General features: G+C 44.8%; 17 protein-coding genes. 5 read left to right on the top strand and 12 right to left on the bottom strand.

Going from position 1 to position 18,659, the window contains the following annotated elements; translation table 11 throughout:
* Nucleotides 1-125 precede the first annotated feature (125 nt).
* Nucleotides 126-1,751 carry a family 14 glycosylhydrolase gene (locus RG959_RS08440; protein ID WP_342796715.1) on the bottom strand — a complete coding sequence of 542 codons (1,626 nt, stop codon included), beginning with the start codon at nt 1,749-1,751 and terminating at the stop codon, nt 126-128.
* 142 nt (nt 1,752-1,893) lie between these two features.
* Entirely contained in the window at nt 1,894-3,117 is a 1,224-nt protein-coding gene (locus RG959_RS08445; RefSeq protein ID WP_342796716.1) for an MFS transporter, read from the bottom strand.
* 236 nt (nt 3,118-3,353) lie between these two features.
* On the opposite strand from RG959_RS08445, the gene RG959_RS08450 reads away from it, so the two are divergent.
* The gene (locus RG959_RS08450) at nt 3,354-4,778 is read left to right on the top strand and encodes a PstS family phosphate ABC transporter substrate-binding protein (RefSeq protein WP_342796717.1); all 1,425 of its coding nucleotides are present in this window, start codon (nt 3,354-3,356) and stop codon (nt 4,776-4,778) included.
* 1 nt (nt 4,779) lies between these two features.
* Here the strand turns inward: RG959_RS08450 and RG959_RS08455 are convergent, their stop codons facing one another.
* The 7 genes from RG959_RS08455 to RG959_RS08485 all read right to left on the bottom strand — a co-directional run bounded on the left by RG959_RS08455 (nt 4,780) and on the right by RG959_RS08485 (nt 12,360).
* On the bottom strand, nt 4,780-5,100 hold the full coding sequence (locus RG959_RS08455; protein ID WP_342796718.1) for a GGDEF domain-containing protein: 321 nt from the start codon (nt 5,098-5,100) through the stop codon (nt 4,780-4,782).
* Between the two features lie 40 nt (nt 5,101-5,140).
* Nucleotides 5,141-5,881 (bottom strand): GGDEF domain-containing protein, encoded by a 741-nt coding sequence (locus RG959_RS08460; RefSeq protein WP_342796719.1) that lies wholly within the window; start codon nt 5,879-5,881, stop codon nt 5,141-5,143.
* A 297-nt stretch (nt 5,882-6,178) separates the two neighbouring features.
* The gene (locus tag RG959_RS08465) at nt 6,179-6,436 is read right to left on the bottom strand and encodes a YciI family protein (RefSeq protein ID WP_242233843.1); all 258 of its coding nucleotides are present in this window, start codon (nt 6,434-6,436) and stop codon (nt 6,179-6,181) included.
* 64 nt (nt 6,437-6,500) lie between these two features.
* Nucleotides 6,501-7,895: an amino acid permease gene (locus RG959_RS08470; RefSeq protein WP_342796720.1), complete on the bottom strand. Its 1,395-nt coding sequence runs from the start codon at nt 7,893-7,895 to the stop codon at nt 6,501-6,503.
* Between the two features lie 20 nt (nt 7,896-7,915).
* Nucleotides 7,916-9,307 carry an NAD-dependent succinate-semialdehyde dehydrogenase gene (locus RG959_RS08475; protein WP_342796721.1) on the bottom strand — a complete coding sequence of 464 codons (1,392 nt, stop codon included), beginning with the start codon at nt 9,305-9,307 and terminating at the stop codon, nt 7,916-7,918.
* A gap of 2 nt (nt 9,308-9,309) precedes the next feature.
* Nucleotides 9,310-10,632 (bottom strand): aminotransferase family protein, encoded by a 1,323-nt coding sequence (locus RG959_RS08480; protein ID WP_342796722.1) that lies wholly within the window; start codon nt 10,630-10,632, stop codon nt 9,310-9,312.
* A 330-nt stretch (nt 10,633-10,962) separates the two neighbouring features.
* Nucleotides 10,963-12,360, bottom strand: a complete 1,398-nt coding sequence (locus RG959_RS08485; RefSeq protein ID WP_342796723.1) for a sigma-54 interaction domain-containing protein — start codon at nt 12,358-12,360, stop codon at nt 10,963-10,965.
* A gap of 80 nt (nt 12,361-12,440) precedes the next feature.
* On the opposite strand from RG959_RS08485, the gene cidR reads away from it, so the two are divergent.
* The 3 genes from cidR (at nt 12,441) to RG959_RS08500 (ending at nt 14,402) form a co-directional block, all read left to right on the top strand.
* A complete protein-coding gene (gene cidR / locus RG959_RS08490) occupies nt 12,441-13,337 on the top strand; it encodes a cidABC operon transcriptional activator CidR (RefSeq protein ID WP_342796724.1) in 897 nt (298 codons plus the stop codon).
* Nucleotides 13,338-13,483: 146 nt separating this feature from the next.
* On the top strand, nt 13,484-14,014 hold the full coding sequence (locus tag RG959_RS08495; RefSeq protein ID WP_242233849.1) for an acyl-CoA thioesterase: 531 nt from the start codon (nt 13,484-13,486) through the stop codon (nt 14,012-14,014).
* A gap of 13 nt (nt 14,015-14,027) precedes the next feature.
* Nucleotides 14,028-14,402 (top strand): hypothetical protein, encoded by a 375-nt coding sequence (locus RG959_RS08500; RefSeq protein ID WP_342796725.1) that lies wholly within the window; start codon nt 14,028-14,030, stop codon nt 14,400-14,402.
* A gap of 77 nt (nt 14,403-14,479) precedes the next feature.
* Here RG959_RS08500 and RG959_RS08505 read toward each other — a convergent pair whose 3' ends face one another.
* The gene (locus RG959_RS08505) at nt 14,480-15,031 is read right to left on the bottom strand and encodes a DUF1836 domain-containing protein (protein ID WP_342796726.1); all 552 of its coding nucleotides are present in this window, start codon (nt 15,029-15,031) and stop codon (nt 14,480-14,482) included.
* Between the two features lie 138 nt (nt 15,032-15,169).
* On the opposite strand from RG959_RS08505, the gene trhA reads away from it, so the two are divergent.
* A complete protein-coding gene (gene trhA / locus RG959_RS08510; RefSeq protein ID WP_342796727.1) occupies nt 15,170-15,814 on the top strand; it encodes a PAQR family membrane homeostasis protein TrhA in 645 nt (214 codons plus the stop codon).
* A 48-nt stretch (nt 15,815-15,862) separates the two neighbouring features.
* On the opposite strand, the gene RG959_RS08515 is transcribed toward trhA, so the two are convergent.
* The gene (locus tag RG959_RS08515; RefSeq protein ID WP_342796728.1) at nt 15,863-17,932 is read right to left on the bottom strand and encodes an amidase family protein; all 2,070 of its coding nucleotides are present in this window, start codon (nt 17,930-17,932) and stop codon (nt 15,863-15,865) included.
* A 155-nt stretch (nt 17,933-18,087) separates the two neighbouring features.
* Nucleotides 18,088-18,537 carry a DUF6376 family protein gene (locus RG959_RS08520; RefSeq protein ID WP_342796729.1) on the bottom strand — a complete coding sequence of 150 codons (450 nt, stop codon included), beginning with the start codon at nt 18,535-18,537 and terminating at the stop codon, nt 18,088-18,090.
* Nucleotides 18,538-18,659 lie beyond the last annotated feature (122 nt).

Here is an 18,659-nt window from a genome sequence, read left to right on the forward strand (position 1 = left end):
ACCTCTGTTCCGAATATCGGAACAATAATTCTTATTTTCGGAATATAAAATCATTATAATTATCAGAAAAATGAAATGCAAGAAAAATAAAAAGCGACCAGAAGCTTTCCTGATCGCTTTTAGTATTACCATTCGCCGTTAAAAAACGCTTCTCCAGCGGAAGGTGTTGTGTAATGATTGTCTTCGCCGCTCTGCCAAATCCGTTCACCAGATGCATTTTCATACAAAAATTTAAATGAATATGAACGTTCTGCCGCAAGATTTACGGAACCGCTCCAGCTGTCATCCGCTTTTTTGGTCAGCTCATATTTATACTGCCCTGGATTCCAGCGGCCCATTTCTCCGCGATCTCCAACTACATACACATGCTTTGCCTCTTCTGGGACATTTGAAACCGTAAATGTGACGGGCATTTGCACTAACGCCAGCTTATCCTTCATCATATGGAATTCATTCGTTGGATTGCCTGCTTCATCAAATAAATAATTCATGCGGAGCAGTGTAAAACCATCAAAGCCGTAGTTAAATACCATTTCTGCTGCGTTGTTAAAGCCCCACTCATTATTAATCAGTGCCAGTGCGTTTTCGCCATTCAGCGAAATGCCCCGCTCATTCGCGAGTGTGGAAATTTGAGCTACAAGTGTTTTTGGCGCGCTGTAGTAAGGGGGAACCTGCGCATTGTTGTCATCCATTTCTAGGCAGGTGAATGTAAGGGCCAGATCTGCTTTTTTCACATGATCGAGCAGCCTGCCATACTGATAGTAGCCTGTGCTGTATTCCGCTGCATGCGGCATTTCTGGGTCATTCATTTTCCAGTGTACACCTGAAATTTTAATACCGATCGGTACATCAAATGTACGATCAAACTGTTTATGGGCCGCTCTTGAGATGTTCTCCATATGTTTTTCTAATGCACCCTGATACCAGCTCATAAACTCCTGGCCGTACCCCAGCTTGTAAGCATCGCCGCTCGTAAAAAATGCATCTCCATTTGTTGGAGGCTCGATTTCAGCCCAGCTCTTGTACGCTGTACCCCACGCTGCGTTGAGCTTTTTCACATTTTTATATTTCGTTTTTAAATAATCTTGATAGTCTTTTTTTGCTCCTTCTGTATAAGCCTGCAGCTGCCCTCGCTCAGGCCATTCCCATCCGTCCGCAAATTGATAAGACGGATACCGAAGTTCACTGGCTGGTCCACCGCTCAAGTAAATTTTGACAATCAAGTCTTCCTCATCAGCAAACTGCCTCGCAAAAGCATGGTAAAATTCCCCATACTGCTTAGCTGTCCCTTCCCACCACGGAGCCAGCGCTTCTTTATTTAAGTAACCGCTTTCACTTTTGAACGCCATATTTTCAACACTGTCTTTTTTCCACAGCCAGGATGGAATAGGATAATTACAATCATCTCCAACATTGCCGCCGCACTGATGGGTGGACATAATCGGCACCCATTTTAATCCGGACGCCTGGACAGCCTGTGCGTATTTCTCATAATAAGACCAGTCGAATTGATTATCCCCTTTGCCTTCTACCATTCCCCACCAAATGTCTGTAGTGAGCGCGTAAACACCGTTTTCCTTCATCGTTTTAAGCTTTTCTTCAAATGCTTCCCAGTCGGTAATTTCCGTTAGCGGTGCCATCACATAAAGCTTGTACTCTTTCTGTACATCCGCCTGAGCCGGCTGTACGCCCCCAACCGCAGATACAAACAGTAAAGTGAACAGCAGCCATCCGTACCATACTTTTCTCACTTAACACAACCCCCTTTGTTTTATGCAAACGTTTGCATTTTGAAGCAAAAAAAGAAGCTCATTCCTTCTTTTCAAAGAAAGTATAGTAAATGAACTTCTATTCAGTCAATCCTGTTTTCAAAAATGAATCTTTATAGCTAGATTAAGAGAGCACTCTCCGCTCTATATCTGCGTCTTTTGACTTTCTGACGATTTTTCCATACCGATAGTAAACAAACGCTGCGGCTACAAAGCCGATCACGGCTAAAAAAGCATCAAAAATAAAAATAATCGCGATGTTGCCGGTTTCGGATAAAAGTCCAGTCAATAGGGGCATCACAATGGCTGCCAGCCCTCCTGCTGTCGCGACAATTCCCGTAACTGTACCTTTTTTCTGCCAAAACAGCTCCGTTATGATCGTAATCGCAAGCTGGAAAATACCAGCTGTTGAAAAGCCAATAAAAAAAGCTGTTACAACGGCGACGGCCGGAACTTTCACTATTAAAATCGTTGTGATCGCGATAAATGTCATAATTGGGTAAATAACAATCACAGTGACTGGACGAACCATTTTTTTTAACAAAATAGATAAAGAGAGAACGGAAATAAGCGCTCCGATACTGTAGTAGCTCAACAATTTCACCGCACTGTCTGCGGCCATTCCGAGCACTTCCTCCCCGTAGCTTGGCAGCCAGATTTGCGCGACTGTAAACAATCCTGTCGACGTAAACCCGATAATCACAAGCGCAATTCCTTCACGTGAAAATCTCGGTTCTGATAAAAACTTCGATTGGCCGGCGTTTTCGGCTACCTGGCTGGCCACAATGGCCCGGTGATCCGGAAATGTAACCGTCATGAGAAACAGCATATTCAAAAAGAAAATAGCGGCCGGCACAAAAAATGCATAGCTGTATGAGGCGCCCTGATTGGTAAAAAACAAAATCATAAATGGCAGCAGTGCCGCCCCGAGAGAGATAAATGCCTTGACCATTACATTGGCAGAGCCACTCGAACGCGGAAAAATTTCAACCAGGCCAGGATACGAGCCTGCATCCATTGCTGAGTTTGCGACTCCTGCTAAAAGCGCAAACATAAAAGCCACTTCATAAACGGGCGACAGTGGAATGCCCACAAGAAAAATCCCCATCGCAAGCGCCGCAAAAATCACAAGCGGCTTCCGCCCAAACCGGTCCGAAAGATGGCCGGATAATGCGTAAGTAAGCAGCTTCCCGATCCCGATTGCACTGATAATGTAACTGATCCCCGCCTTGTCTGTATCCCATTGCTCGGATAATGAGGCCATATTGGATGATAGAATAATATTGACCATACCAAGCAAAAAATAGTTCACATACAGGCCGGAAGCAGCTTTTGTGTATGTATTCATCGTAACCACCCTTCTTTCTACAAACTTTTTTCATTATAGCAAATATTCCAATTTCCTGTTTTTCTATAATTTGTCTTGCTTTACACCTCTGTTGCCACTAAAATACAAATAGTGTATTATTACACTAAATAAAACATATATTTATAAAAAGTGAAAATGTACGGAGTGCAATATAACAGAAAGTTAGATGAATGGAACAGAAAGTTAGATGAATGGAACAGAAAGGATGTGCCTGGATGAATACAAACAAAGGAGTTTTTTATTTTTTTAATTATGGATTAGTTCCATTTTTTCTTGCTTTGCTTGTTGCTGGAGGACTTCTGATTTTTGAGCAGTTAATAGTAGTTTGTGCTGCCGTCTTTGCAATTGGCGGTTTTGCTGCCGGCATATGGGCAGGCAGTAAAGCAAGTGTCAGACCGTTGGACATATTTCTTTATCCGCTTCTTTATACACTTGGATTATGGGCAGCGTGTATGATCATAAGCAAAGGCTTTTACGGAGCAGATGCATGGTCCTTGTTTGCTCTGCTGCATCTTCCGTTTGGGCCTGCATACTTTTTCTCTTCGCTTTATGGAATTGGTTATTTATTTATTATGATTCCTGTGCTATATGAACTCACTTTTTTAATCGGCTTTTTGGCCAGAAATCGAAAGCTGAACATTCAAGCTGTGAAAAAAACGGTTCTGACAGCAGCAGCAATAGTCATTTTTGCCGGAACAGGCTTGTTTATTACATGGGAGCGGGCTAAAACGGTCCTCCCTTTTCATGGATTTGATTATGAAGGAGGCAATTCGAGTACAGATTTAACTCCTTATAACGTGACCAATCGAGACAACATTCTTCCCAAACTGAATGAAAAATCTTTGTTTTGGATCGATAAGCGGCAGAATATGCTTGTACTCGACGGTGCCGAAGCGGCGTTTCCTGTTTACTCTGCTTTTGCACAGGCCGTTTATAAAGATGCAAATCAAAACAGCGATTTTATTACGTTTACCAATACGATCCATGCCTATGAACGGCTGCTTCGAGGGGAGACAGATATTTATTTTGGTGCTGAACCGTCTAAAGCTCAGTTGAAAATGGCCAAGGACGCCGGGGTCGAGTTAGTGATGACTCCGATCGGCAAAGAGGCGTTTGTATTTTTTGTTAATCAGCACAACCCGGTTCAAAACCTTTCGACCAGACAAATTCAATCCATTTACAGCGGTAAGACGCGAAACTGGAAAGAGGCAGGCGGAAACAACCAGCATATTCTTGCTTTTCAACGCCCTGAAAATTCAGGAAGCCAGACGTGGCTGCAGAAAATCATGGCGGGCAAAACGATTATGACTCCTGTAAAAGAAGAAGTTCCGGAAGGGATGGGCGGTATTTTAGAAGATGTCGCTGACTACCGCAATTACAAAGGGGCGATTGGCTTTTCTTTTCGTTTTTTCGCTTCCGGCATGCAAAGCTATGAGCAGCTTCGCTTTTTGTCCATAGACGGTGTAGCACCGGTTCCACAAAATATAGCAGATGGAAGCTATCCTTTTACCGCCACTCTTTACGCCATTACGCTAAAAGAAAATAAAAAGCCGTCCTTGGCGCCTTTTCTTCAGTGGATGCAAGGCGAACAAGGGCAGCAATTGGTTGAGGAAACCGGTTATGTGAGGCTAAATCAATAAGTTAAGAGCAGACCGCTGTCGGCTTTGCGCAGACGATCCGGTTGCGGCCTGCCTGCTTCGCTTTATAAAGCGCATGGTCCGCTTCTTTAAGCAGCTGTTCAGGGGTAAACTCATCCGATATAGCCAGTTCTGCTGAAAATGTAACGGGCACTTGAACATTGTTCACAGCGACCGGCTGGCTGGCAACCATTTCACGAATTCGTTCAATGGCAGCCAGCGCATTTTTCTTTGTGCAGTCCGGCAGAATGATGACAAACTCTTCGCCTCCGTACCGGGCTACAATATCCACGCTGCGCATATTATTCAGCAGCCTCCCGCTCACTGCCTTTAGTACGCAGTCCCCGACAATATGTCCATATGTATCATTTACCTGCTAAATGATCAATATCAATGAAAACTAAAACAAACGGCTTTTTTCCACGCTTTCCAGTTGAAAACTGTTGAAAGTAAGCCATAAATGCCCCGCGGTTATACAGCTTCGTTAATGGATCTCTCCTGGCTGACTCAAGTAAATGCTGTTTGGATAGAAATTCACGGCGCAGCAGGTCGTTGATCATCCAGACGATTAAAAAGCTGAGCAGGATGCTCGTCAGCAGAGCAATCGGTGTTATTTCAACTAAATAGGTCCGGGCGGGAATTACACCTAAAAAAGCAATAAACAAAACATTTACACTGTTTAAAGCTAAAACTGTCCAAATCACTTGCTTGACCGGAGCCCAGTTTGAAAAAACAGTACGTAAAATAACGCCTGCTGCTGAAACAGCCATTACCGTCCAAAAGCCTGAGAGGGCTGCTTCATTTACACCAAAAGACAAACGGGCCAGGCCAATTCCCAGTCCGGCCAGTAAAATAAGTTCTTTTTTCCACATAAACAACACGGCAATAATAGTAGGCACAAACCGAAGATCAAAAATAACATGGTCATCCAAGTGGATGCCAAAAAACATGGAAGCCCATCCTGAAAACACCAGCATGGCTGTCAGCAGGCTGTTTTTCAGCCTCGGTCCGGCGTTGACTAAAAATTGTTTATATACCAAGCCGCCCATCGTAATAATAGCCATCAATACGGATGCATTCATGACAAATTCTTTGATGTTCACCATATCGTTTCCCCATCTCTCTTTGTATCATTGCTTCACGTGCTTTACAAACGGTTTAAAGTACTGCTCCCGGGTGAAGCGTATTTTGCTTTTTAGCCAGCCGCCCTTTACATTCGCCTTTCTTATTACAAGCAGGTCTTATTCCATACAAAGTGTCATTTAACTCATCATTTATAATTCTTTCGAATCGATAGATTAGTCCCTTTTATGCGTGTTTCTCTACCTTATATCCCCTTTTCAGTTATTTAGCACTATCAAACATAAAAAAGACACCTGGAATGTGCCAGGTGTCTCTCTCTTTTAATTTTTCAGCCACTCTTTTAACTCAAGACGGCGTACCTTGTGCGTAACAGCCGGATCATTTTCAGCCAGCTGAAGTGCTTCTTCGTATGTATCGGCTACATATACAACCATTCCGCCAGATCCGTCAGCAAAAGGCCCTTTCCCAAACACTTTATTTTCTTTTTCAAGCTCCGCTAGATACTCCAGGTGAAGCGGGCGTACTTCCTTGTTTTTCTCTGGATCGATCATGTGCAACAACGCTGCATAATATCCCACGTTTATTCCTCCATTCGATTCTGAATACTCTGTCAGTATAGCAGAAAAAAAGGAAAGAAAACTGTTACGAGTTTAGGATTTTTTGCTCTGCTGTTTTATAGCTTTCCTGCTCCTCGACCGGTCTTTTTTTCTTGAAAAAGAAAGAAAGGATCAGCCCGCCGGTAATAAGCAGAGTCAATAAGAGCTGAGACTTCATAGAATCGATAAAGATCATGGAGATTAAAATAATGCCAATGCCGGCAATCACCGCATACGTGATATACGGAAAAAGCCACATTTTCATTTCAAGCTGACTATGTTCACGCTCTGCTTTCTTTCTCAGCCGTAAATGTGATACCGCAATAGCCAAGTACACAAGTAAAGCAATGGCCCCCGATGCATTCACGAGGAAAAGAAACAATTTATCCGGAGACACAAAGCTGAAAACAGCGCACACGTAAGCCAGAATGGTGCTGAGCCAGACCGCACGAACCGGTACGCCATGCTTATTCAGCTTGAGCAGCATTTGTGGCGCATCTCCTTTTTTCGCCAAAGAATAAAGCATTCTGGAATTGGTGTAAAGCGCCGAATTTAAGCATGACAGGACCGCCACAAGCACGACTGCGTTCATAATTTGAGCGCCGCCAGGAATCCCCGCCATCTTCAGCATGGTCACATACGGGCTTGTTAACAGCTCCGCTGAATTCCATGGCAGAAGCATGACTAAAATGGATACAGAGCCCACGTAAAAAATTAAAATACGCCATACGACACTGTTGATTGCCATCGTTGTAGACTTAACAGGATCCTTCGATTCACTTGCCGCAATAGCCGCAATCTCCGCGCCAAAATAAGAAAAAATAACCGTTACGACTCCAACAAAAACTGAGCTAAATCCATTTGGCATAAAGCCGCCGTTTCCTGTTAAGTTAGATAAACCTGGTGAATTGGTTCCCGGAATCCATTGAAATAAAATAGCGAGACCAACAAGCATAAACACAACAATCGCTACTACTTTAATCATGGCAAACCAATACTCAAATTCACCAAACGACTTTACTGAAAAGATATTTGTTAACGTTAGAAGGAACGTCAGAATTAAGCTCCAGGCCCAAATCGGCACGGCAGGCACCCATTGATTCATAATGGCACCGCCTGCTGTTGCTTCAATCGCAATGACAATCAGCCAGAAAAACCAGTAGAGCCAGCCGACCGTATACCCTGCCCACGGGCCAATTGCCTGGCGGGCGTAGGTAGAAAACGAGCCGCTGTCCGGATTTGCCGTTGCCATTTCCCCAAGCATTCTCATTAGAAAAATAACGAGAAGGCCAGCAACCGCATAGGACACAATCGCCCCCGGCCCGGTCGCATTAATTACGGAACCGCTCCCGACAAACAAGCCGGCTCCAATAATGCCTCCGATTGAAATCATGGAAATATGCCTTGTTTTTAATTGATTGGTTAACTGCTGCTCTTTCATTCTTTTCCCTCCTCTGCTTTTCAAAGGTGCATAGAAATGTACTTTACTTCCACGTATTCATCGAGCCCATAATGCCCGCCTTCACGGCCAAGCCCGCTTTGTTTCCAGCCGCCAAATGGTGCTTGGCTGACAGATGGCAGTCCGTCATTGATTCCGACGATTCCATACTCCAGCCCTTCACTGATCCGGATCGCATCGGACAGATTTTTCGTGTACAGATAAGCGGCTAGCCCGTATGGCGTATCGTTCGCCCGGCGAATCACTTCATCCATCGTTTGAAACGTGGCAACAGGAGCAAGCGGGCCAAACGTTTCTTCCTTCATGCACAGCATATCATCTGTTGCGCCGGCAATCACTGTCGGTTCAAAGAAAGTCCCCTGTTCCCCGTGCTCACGGCCGCCGGAAAGAAGAAGAGCTCCCTTTGAAACGGCATCTTCTACATGGGCCTTTACTTTTTCGAGGGCAGCTTGATTAATAACAGGACCGATATCGGTACCAGCATCGAGCCCATTTCCTACTTTCAGCTTTGAAACGGCCTCAGCGAGCTTTCCTGTAAACGCCTCGGCGCATGACTCATGAACAAATACACGGTTTGTGCAAATGCACGTCTGTCCTGCATTGCGGTATTTCGAGGCAACCAGTCCTTCAACTGCCTGATCGAGATCCGCATCCGGCATCACGATAAAGGGAGCGTGGCCGCCAAGCTCTAGTGACAGCTTTTTCATCGTATCTGCCGCTTTTTTCATCAATAGCTTGCCAACACCCGTCGAACCCGTGAAGGACAGCTTGCGAATACGGCCGTCTTCCATCCATGTATCACCGATTTCTGCTGGATCGCCCGTTACAACAGCGAGAACATCACGGGGAATGCCTGCTTCATAAGCCAGTTCGGACAGCTTGAAGGCAGTCAGAGGCGTGAATTCAGACGGCTTTACAACGACCGTGCATCCGGCTGCAAGCGCCGGTGCCACTTTCCGGGTAATCATGGCGGCTGGGAAATTCCATGGCGTAATCGCTGCAACTACGCCGACTGGCTGCTTTTGAATGATAATCCGCTTGTTTCGGTCTGAAGCCGGAATGGTCTGTCCATACAGGCGTTTTCCTTCTTCCGCATACCAGGAAATGTAACTGTTCGCATATCGGATTTCTCCGAGGGCTTCTTTCAGCGGTTTTCCCTGCTCTTTTGTCATCAGCTCTGCGAGTTCCTTCTCTGACTGGCTGATCAGGCGGTGCCAGTTCATCAAAAGAACACTGCGTTCTTCCGCTGTCCGCCCTGCCCATTCCGAAAAAGCATTGTACGCAGCGTCTGCTGCCTGCTTCGCTTCCTTTCGTCCCTGTTTTGGCAACCGGCCCACGATCTGGCCGGTTGCCGGGTTGATCACTTCGATGATGTCAACAGCCGCTGCGTTCATCATTACCCCTCACTTCCCATTAACTTTTCTACTTCCTGCAAAGCCGTATTTAAGCTTACAATCAGTTCCTTGATTTCTGTTTCGTTAATGATCAGCGGCGGTGCGAACACAAGCGTGTCCTGCCCATCAAATGTGACGAACCGGCAAATCAATCCGTGCTTTGCTGCCTCGGCCACCACTGTTGGCGCAAGCGGCTCGCTGCCGGCCGGCGTGGCCAGTTCGACCGCACCCATTAATCCGCGTGCCCGTACGCTGCGGACAATAGAACGCTCTGCTTTGATCGCCTCAAATCCTTTCAGCAGCTCCGCTCCCATTCTTTTTGCATTCGCAACAAGCCCTTCCTGCTCAATGATTTCAATGTTCTTCAAGGCAACAGCACAGGCCATTGGATGTCCGCTGTATGTGTATCCATGCAAAAGCGTGCCTGTAGAAAGATCACCCAGTTCTTTATAAAGAGAATCAGAAAACACAACGCCGCCAAGCGGTGCATATCCGCTTGTAACCCCTTTGGCAAAACACATCATGTCCGGGACAACTTCATCGTGTTCAATACCGAAAAATGTACCCGTGCGGCCGAAGCCGGTAATGACTTCATCTGTGATAAACAAAATGCCATATTTATCACAAATGCGGCGCACCTCTTTGAAATATCCGTCCGGCGCAATATGAACGCCGCCTGCACCCTGAACCGGCTCAGCCACAAATGCAGCCACTGTTTCCGGTCCTTCTTCTTCGATAACGCGGCGCAGTTCTTCTGTGGACATGTGATCTGCGTAATGAAAGTCCGGCGCGAGTGAATTCGTAAAATCACGGAATGGCTTTAAGCCGGTTGCGCTGGTCGCCCCAATATTGACACCGTGGTACGCTTTTGTTCTGGAGATAATTTTCTGGCGATCGGGCTGCCCTTTTAACACCCAGTAGTGGCGCGCGAGTTTATAAGCTGTGTCATTGGCTTCTGATCCGCCCGAAGTGAAAAACACCGCATTTAAATCACCGGGTGCAAGCTCCGCGATTTTGGCTGCCAGACGGATAGCCGGCTCATTGCTAAAGGAAGCGAAAGAAGAACTGAATGCAAGCTTTGACATTTGTTCCAACGCTGCTTCCCCCAGTTCTCTTCGTCCATGGCCGACATTTACATTCCAAAGCGAAGACATCCCATCGATTACTTTTCTGCCGCTTTCATCATACAAATACACGCCTTTTCCTTCTATGAAAATAAAAGCAGGCCCGCTTTCCTGCTGTGATTTCACAGCAGAGGTAGGATGAAAAAAGTGCTTTTTATCTAATTCTGCTAGTTCCTGTAATTTTGCTTTTTCTTGAATCATTACGATCTTCCTTCCTTGTTTAAATGACTTGTATTTATTATTTCAAAAAATCTAAATTTTGAAATTACTATTGTCAGATTTTATAACAAACTTCCTTTTATCCCTTGTAAATTAATAAAAGTGTCTCTAATTGCAATCGTTTACAATATTAACTAAATAAAATTTTGTTATTTTAATATATTTTTATAAAATCTTGCATCTCCTTTGTTTTACTTATTGCAAGAAGTGTGCCAACAGCCGGATGTGCTATACATTCGCGTTTGTCATTTCCTTTGATTCAAAATGAATCAAAAAAGAAAACAAAACCGATTCAAAATGAATCAGTTTAATTCATTTTGAATCGGTTTTTATTTTTTGAAGCCGGCGGACAACAGTCGGCTGGCTGATCCCTAATGTTTTTGCCATTTGGTAAGTGGAAAGCCCTTTTCTTTCTGCTTGCCGCAGCCATTGCGTTTCCACATCAGCGATCATTTCTTTTAGTGTTTTCCCTCCCTCTTCAAACAGGGAGAGAGAAGGCCATTGTTCAGGCTGATCAGGTGTTTCCGTATGGAATGACAGCAGGCCCGGTGAAATCACAGGCTGGTCAGACATAATAACAAGGCGTTCGATTGTGTTTTCAAGCTCCCGCACATTTCCCGGCCAGTGATATGAAAGACATTTTGCCATTGTTTCTGAATGAAGACGCAGCGCTTTATTGTACTTTTGGTTAAACTGTGTTAAAAACAGATCGACGAGCATAGGAAAATCTTCTTTTCGTTCACGCAGCGGGGGAATTTCTACCGGCACAACATGCAGGCGGTAAAATAAATCTTCGCGGAATTCTCCTCTTTCCACCAGCTGTTTTAAGTCACGATTGGTCGCAGCAACGAGCCGAAAATCGACTTTTGTGCTTTTGACGGCTCCAATTTTTGTAATTTCCTTTTCCTGAAGGACTTTTAACAGCTTCACCTGCATTTCAAGCGAAAGCTCACCGACTTCATCCAAAAACAAGGTTCCTTTGTCTGCAGATTCAATCAATCCTTTTTTGCCTTTTTGACTTGCACCAGTAAAAGCACCCGGCTCATAGCCAAACATCTCCGATTCCGCCAGGCTTGCGGGAATGGCTCCACAGTTCACCTCAATAAACGCCCCGTCATGCCGCCCGCTTTCCTGGTGGATGGCCCGGGCAAAAATGGTTTTACCCACTCCGGATTCCCCAGAAAGCAGAACCGTTGCTTCACTCGGGGCCACACGCCGCATCGTTTCACGTGCTTTTCTCATTTTCGGGCTGTTTGTGGCGAGACGGCCAAAAGCTGTTTCCTGTTCACGCAGTTTTTCGATCTCCGACTCGTAACGTTCAACTTTTGACTGCAGCTTCTCATAATCTTCCTTGAGCTTTTGAATTTCTGTTAAATCATGTGAAAGGCTGATTACACGGACGATGTTCCCCTCACGGTCAAATACGGGAATGCCTTTAGCCATGATCGTTTTCCCGACCGCTGTTTTTTGCATAAGTCGCACTTCCTGTCCCTGCTCAAGCACTTTCACGGTAACGGATGGGGAAAAAATATTTTTTTGTTCCAGCTCGTAAACGGAGCGGCCGATCATAGATTCCGACGATTCTCCGTAAAATTCATCGCTGTTTTTAATGGCACGCAACACAATTCCATTGCCATCCGTTACAATGATATTATCATTGGATGCATGCAATATCGCTTCAAGCTCAAGTTCTAGATGCGTATGGTCCATCGCAATCACTACTCCGTTTTTTTGTTTTATTGTATCAAATGAAAAATAGAGCGACTACGGAAGAAATGGATGAATAACAAATGGATATTAAACACTTGCAATATTTTATCGAGGTTTCAAATTTCAACAGCTTTTCAAAAGCAGCCGATCACTTGTTTATCACGCAGCCGACTATCAGTAAGATGATTAAAAATCTGGAAGTGGAGCTTGGCGTGGAACTGTTTGACCGTTCCCGCAAAAAGCTGGTACTCACCGACGCAGGCAAAATTTTATTGGAGCAGGCAAAGCTTGTTAACAAAGCATTTCGTAATCTGGAAACCGAGCTCGATAATTTGCTGGAGCTGAAAACCGGACACATTCGAATCGGCCTGCCGCCTATTTTTGATGCGCACTTTTTTTTGAAGGTTGTCGGACTGTTTCATGAAAAATACCCTGGTATCACGTTTCAGCTCAAAGAAGAAGGTTCAAAATCTATTGAAGATGCCGTGGAACAAAACGAGCTGGATGTTGGTGTGATTGTTCTCCCTACACAAGATGAACTGTTTCATCACTTTGCCTTTATGGAAGAAGATTTAATGCTCATTCTCCCTATATCCCATCCTCTTGCCGGACGTGCGGAAATTGATCTGGCATCACTTTCATCCGAGTCCTTTATTTTATTTAATAAGGACTTCGCACTGAACGACCGGATCATTTCTTCCTGCAATGATGCCGGATTCCAGCCCCGTGTGATTTCTGAAAGCTCGCAATGGTCATTTATCGAAGAAATGGTCGCTTCAAAGCTTGGCATTTCCCTTCTTCCAGAAAGCATATGCCGGCATTTAAGCGATCACGTTTGTACAGTGAGAGTGGTAAATCCATCGATTAATTGGAATTTGGCTATTATTTGGAGAAAAAATCAATATTTATCCTATGCAGCCAAGGAATGGCTCTCATTTACTAAGAAAGAGCTTTCAAAAGCGGCTTCTTCCCAATGAAGCCGCTTTCCTTCATGCCGTTTATTTATGAATGAAAACATTTACATAGATAAAAGCTATACTAAAAATGAAAAACAACCATTTTACTTACATTGTAAACGGGCGTACACTGAGAGCGTGATTCCAACATGGAAGGATTGAAAACCATGAGCGCAGTAAAAGAAGCGATCAAAACACGTGAAAGCCGCATCGTACATACCGACCAAGTATTGTCATGCGATTTAAATAATTATCAAACTTTATTCGGCGGGGTGCTGATGAAAAAAATCGACAGCGCTGCCTGCCTGTCTGCAAGGCGCCATTCTCGCGTAAAACAGTGCGTGACTGCCTCAACCGATTCCATTGACTTTTTAGATTCGATTCGTGAAACGGATTCGGTTTGCGTTGAGTCGTTCGTTACTTATACAGGCCGGACATCAATGGAAGTGTTCTGTAAAGTGATTGCCGAAGATATCGGCACAGGCGAGCGCCGTATTGCAGCCACTGCTTTTTTAACATTTGTAGCTATTGGCGAGGATAAAAAACCTGTTGAAGTACCTGGCGTCATTCCTGAAACCGAAGAAGAAAAGTTTTTATTTGAAACAGCAAAAGACCGTGCGGAAATGCGTAAAATCCGCAGAACAAAAAGCAAAGAACTTGCTGAATACATGACTTTGAAAAAACCATGGGACAGATAAAGGAGGAACGAGAATGATTACAACATTGTGCAGTATTGATGAATTAAAAGAAGCGAAAACAGCGATTGTCGATTTGCAGGATTCTTATCCTGCTCTTTGTGAAAAATTCGTTCATGTAGCCGGATTAACACGCTCACTTCAGTTAAAGTATCAATATATGGGCTGCTTGATTATGGACGAAAATTCTGATGACTGCATCCCAAATATTCCATACAGCTCTGTGCTTCACCTTTATAAAAAAGAAGTTCAAACGCTGAAAAACGATGAGCATATTGATGCCTTGAAAAAGCTTTTCCGTTCATTTAAAGACACAGGTTATGCGAAAATCAGCCTGCTTGCTCTTGGCCGTTCACCTGAATCTCTTATCGGGGCATCAAGCGTAAAATAATCAGAACCAGGAGAACTCTTCCTGGTTTTTTTGTTTTTCAGCAGGCTTGTATTCAAAAAACAAAAAGAATCTCCTTTTTATGAGAGATTCTTTTTTTCTGCCAGCTGATCGACCAGCTTTTCTGCTGTTTTGCGGTACATGTTGCTCACATGAACAAGAGCCAGGATCTGCATAATCTGGCCAAGCTCATCGGTACGAGCCGTAATGTCTTCGATCCGGCCGGCAATGTCTGCCCTTCCATGCTTCACGTTATCAGCCGCTACCGTTAAAAATTCTTCATAAAAAGAATCCAAATCAATGTCACCGATCCGCTCATTAATACCGGAGAGAGTTGTTTTAATGTCGTTGATCGACAATGACCCTTTCAGCTGGTAAATGAGGCTGATCAGCAGCAGATGCTCTTTCGAATACTTTTTTTGCTGAATAGGAAACAACAGTTTTCCTTTTGCATAGTTGTTGATCATTGTTTTTGTTAATACTTTTTCTTCTTCATTCCGCGTCGAGCTTTCAAATGTTCGTTCGAATAATTGAATAACCTGATCCATGTATAAGTCAATACTCGGTATCTTATCCGGTGTCAACTGGTTATCAAGATGAAGTTCATTTAAAACGTCTGTCAGTTTTCCCACATAAACACCTGCTTTTTAGATCGTTATATTACTTTTATTATAAGGGAATATCCTCCACATGTAAAACTTGACTATATAACATAATAAAAGTATCATATTACGTAGTTATTAAAACTACATGTAACAGGAGGAACGTCCATGACCTCTCTTATTCGCGAACCAATCAATGCCCTTACTCACTGGTTTGGAGCATTTTTATCTGTAGCAGCTCTTGCTGCGATGCTGCTCAAGGCTTCTACAACCGGCTCTGCACTGGCCCTTTTAGCTGTATTGGCCTTTGGCATCAGCTTAATTCTTTTGTACTCAGCTTCTGCGCTTTATCACTCCGTTATCGCGTCCGACGCGGTGATTGCTCTTTTCAGGCGCTTGGACCATTCGATGATTTTCGTGCTTATCGCCGGCTCTTATGCACCCTTTTGCTTGATCAGCCTGCATAGCCGGACTGGGTTGATTTTATTTTGGATCGTCTTAGCTGCAGCTGTTTTAGGTATTTTGTTTAAAATGATTTGGTTCACCTGCCCGAGATGGGTGTCAACCGCTCTGTATATATTCATGGGCTGGATGGCTGTGTTTGTTTTTTCCCCGCTTGCTTCAAGCATGGAAACTGGCGGTCTTGTCCTGCTTGTAGCCGGCGGCATTTTTTATACGATCGGCGGCATCATTTATGGGCTGAAGCCGTCCTGGATGCAATTTGGACAGATGGGCTTTCATGAAATTTTCCACGTTTTTATTTTGCTTGGCAGCCTCGCTCACTTTTGGAGTGTGTTTCTTTACGTCCTTTAACTTCAATAAAAAACCACGGGCTCGCGAGTCCCGTGGTTTTGTCCAATTTTATTCAAAGTCTGGTGCCTGACGGTGTTCCGTCCCTTCTTGATACGAGTAAGCGAGCTTGATCAGCGTCGGCTCGCTAAACGCTGTCCCAAGCATCTCCATGCCAATCGGCAGTCCTTCATCACTGAATCCGATTGGAACCGACATTGCTGGATAGCCTGAGAATGGGCTTAATTTAGGATTTGGCCCGCCGCCCTGATCACCGCCAATTTTTTGCGGCAGTATAGCCGAAGTTGGATACACTAAAGCGTCTATATCCTGTCCTTCGTACACTTCCATTAAATTTTCAGTCGTAATTTTAGGACGGTTTACAATGATTTCCTGATAAGCGGCATCTTCTTCTAGAGATACTTTCGCATCCCGCGCTTTCATTGATTCTTCCATTGCAGGATGATATTTTCCGCTCGCGATAATCTCACTCAGCGATTTTACAGGTGCATTTTCTCCAAGCGAAGCTAAATAATCATTTAACTGAAATTTAAACTCATAGGAGCTTAGGCTTGGGTAAGCCATAATTTTATCCAGGTTTGGAATGGTAACGTCTACTACCTCCGCTCCGAGCGCTTCCATATCATCAATCGCCTGCTCGGTCGCTTCAATAATCTGCTCGTCTTCTCCAAACAGAGCTTTGACAACGCCGATCCGCGCGCCTTTTAACCCATCTTCATCCAGGTAATCGGTGTAGCTGTCCGGAATATGGCCATTGCTTTTTTCTGTGATCGGATCCGCCTTATCGTAACCAACAATTGCATCCAGCACAACAGCCGCGTCTTCCACAGTTCTAGCCAGCGGCCCGCCCGTGTCCTGCGTCAGTGCAAGTGGAATAATGCCATCCCGGCTGGCAAGACCCATTGTCGGCCTGATTCCAACCAGGTTGTTGAAAGAAGCCGGTACCCGAATCGAACCGCCTGTATCTGTTCCCAGTCCTGCTGCCGCAAAGTTTGAAGCAACAGCAGCACCAGTTCCACCGCTTGAGCCGCCGGGATAACGTGTTAAGTCATACGGATTTAAAGTCTGCCCGCCCAATGAACTGTATGTATTAAAGCCAAAAGCAAATTCATGCAGGTTTGCTTTGCCAATAATGACGGCCCCCTCCTCACGCAGCTTTGCTGTCTGGAAAGCATCATCCGGTGCCATCGATCCTTCCAATGATAAGGAACCAGCTGTAGTTGGCATATCGACTGTGTCATAATTATCTTTTAACACAATAGGAATGCCATGCAGCGCTCCGCGGATTTTCCCTTCTGCCCGCTCTCTATCAAGCTGTTTTGCGGTTTCGATCGCTTGTGCGTTCACGGAGATCATTGAGTTGATCTTTGGCCCCTGCTGGTCAAACTTTTCGATACGATCCAAATAAAAACGGACTAGCTCTTCTGAAGTCAATCTCCCTTCCTCCATCGCAGCACTCATTTCAGCAATAGTTGCTTCTTCTATATCGAACTGCTCAACCAGTTCTTTTTGGAGAAAGTGAAACAGCCGTAAAATGGTTGCGGCAGATTGTTCCCGTGTCATATGCAAGGCTGGATTGAACTTGCCGTTCGTGTCGCCATACATAAATTTAGCTCTTTCAACCGCTCCAATCGAACCGGCAAACGCCCCGTCATCCTTTACATCCTTGAACGATTCGGCTGCAGACGCAAGCTCCGCAGTTTCGGCTAAAATTCTGGCAGCCTGCTCGCGTGAAACCGGCTCGTTTGGCCGGAATGTTCCATCGCTGTAACCGGCAATCCAGCCTTTTTCCGCCGCTTTTAAAATCGCAGGGCCTAATGTGCTCGCGGCAGGAACATCTTTAAATGTTTTCGAGGAACCGTCCGGCAGCTCCTCTCCACCGGCTGACTCGTATACAGCCACAACGAGCCGGGCAAATTCCCCTCTCGTCACAGCCTGCTTCGGTTTAAATGTGCCATCTATGTATCCGCTGACTAAACCACGCTCTTTTGCTTCTGTTACTTCTGCTGCCAGCCGCCCTTCTACATCTGAAAACTCGGCTCCCGCTGTTGTCGCAAACACGCTCAGCCCCATGGTAATACTTGCTGTAAATAGTGCTGCTGTTTTACTTTGTTTCTTCATGCCATCTCCTCCTCTAGCTATCTACTTTTTAAATTAGCAAATCCAAGTTCTCATTTCTCCTTTCGTGTCATATTTCCTTACACGATTTAATGAAAGCCATTTTTACTTGATTGGGAGGAAATAAAAAAACAAGCGCAAATCAATTTGCGCTTGTTTTACTGGCCGAGCTTTTCAATATTATTTCGGAGCTCCTGAAGTTCCTGGACCGTCTTTAACAGTTCCGTATTTTCTAAAAGAGCAGCCGGGTCAAGTGTACCGTTTTCGAGCTTGCTGTTTACTTCATTTAAACCTGATTCAAGCTGTGCACTGTAATCAAGGAGCTTTCCATGCACGCCTTCCGCAATGACCGGCGCTTCCATTTGCTGTACCTGGTCAATTTCCTGCTGCATGTTTTCAAGCTGCGCCTGGGCATCCTCCATCAAGCTTGGATTTGATGCAGCACTTTCAAGCAGCGCCGGAATATCACTCGCAAACTGCTGTGTTTCATCCAAAAAGCCTGATATATCATTGGCATAGGTTAACGTATCATTGGCTTGGTCGAGCAGGCTGCACCCGCTTAATAGAATAGCAGACAGCCCGGCAGCCGCGGCCCATTTTAACATCATATCATTTCCTCCTGTTTCTTCGTTATCTAGTATACGAATGATACAAGCAAATGGATTCATTTCTTTTCACAAAAAATTCACCGGCTTTGAGCCGGTGAATGAGGGTGTACACAAAATAAGAA

It is taken from the genome of Domibacillus sp. 8LH, from assembly GCF_038806185.1.
In the GTDB taxonomy this organism is placed as follows: Bacteria; Bacillota; Bacilli; order Bacillales; family Domibacillaceae; genus Domibacillus; species Domibacillus indicus_A.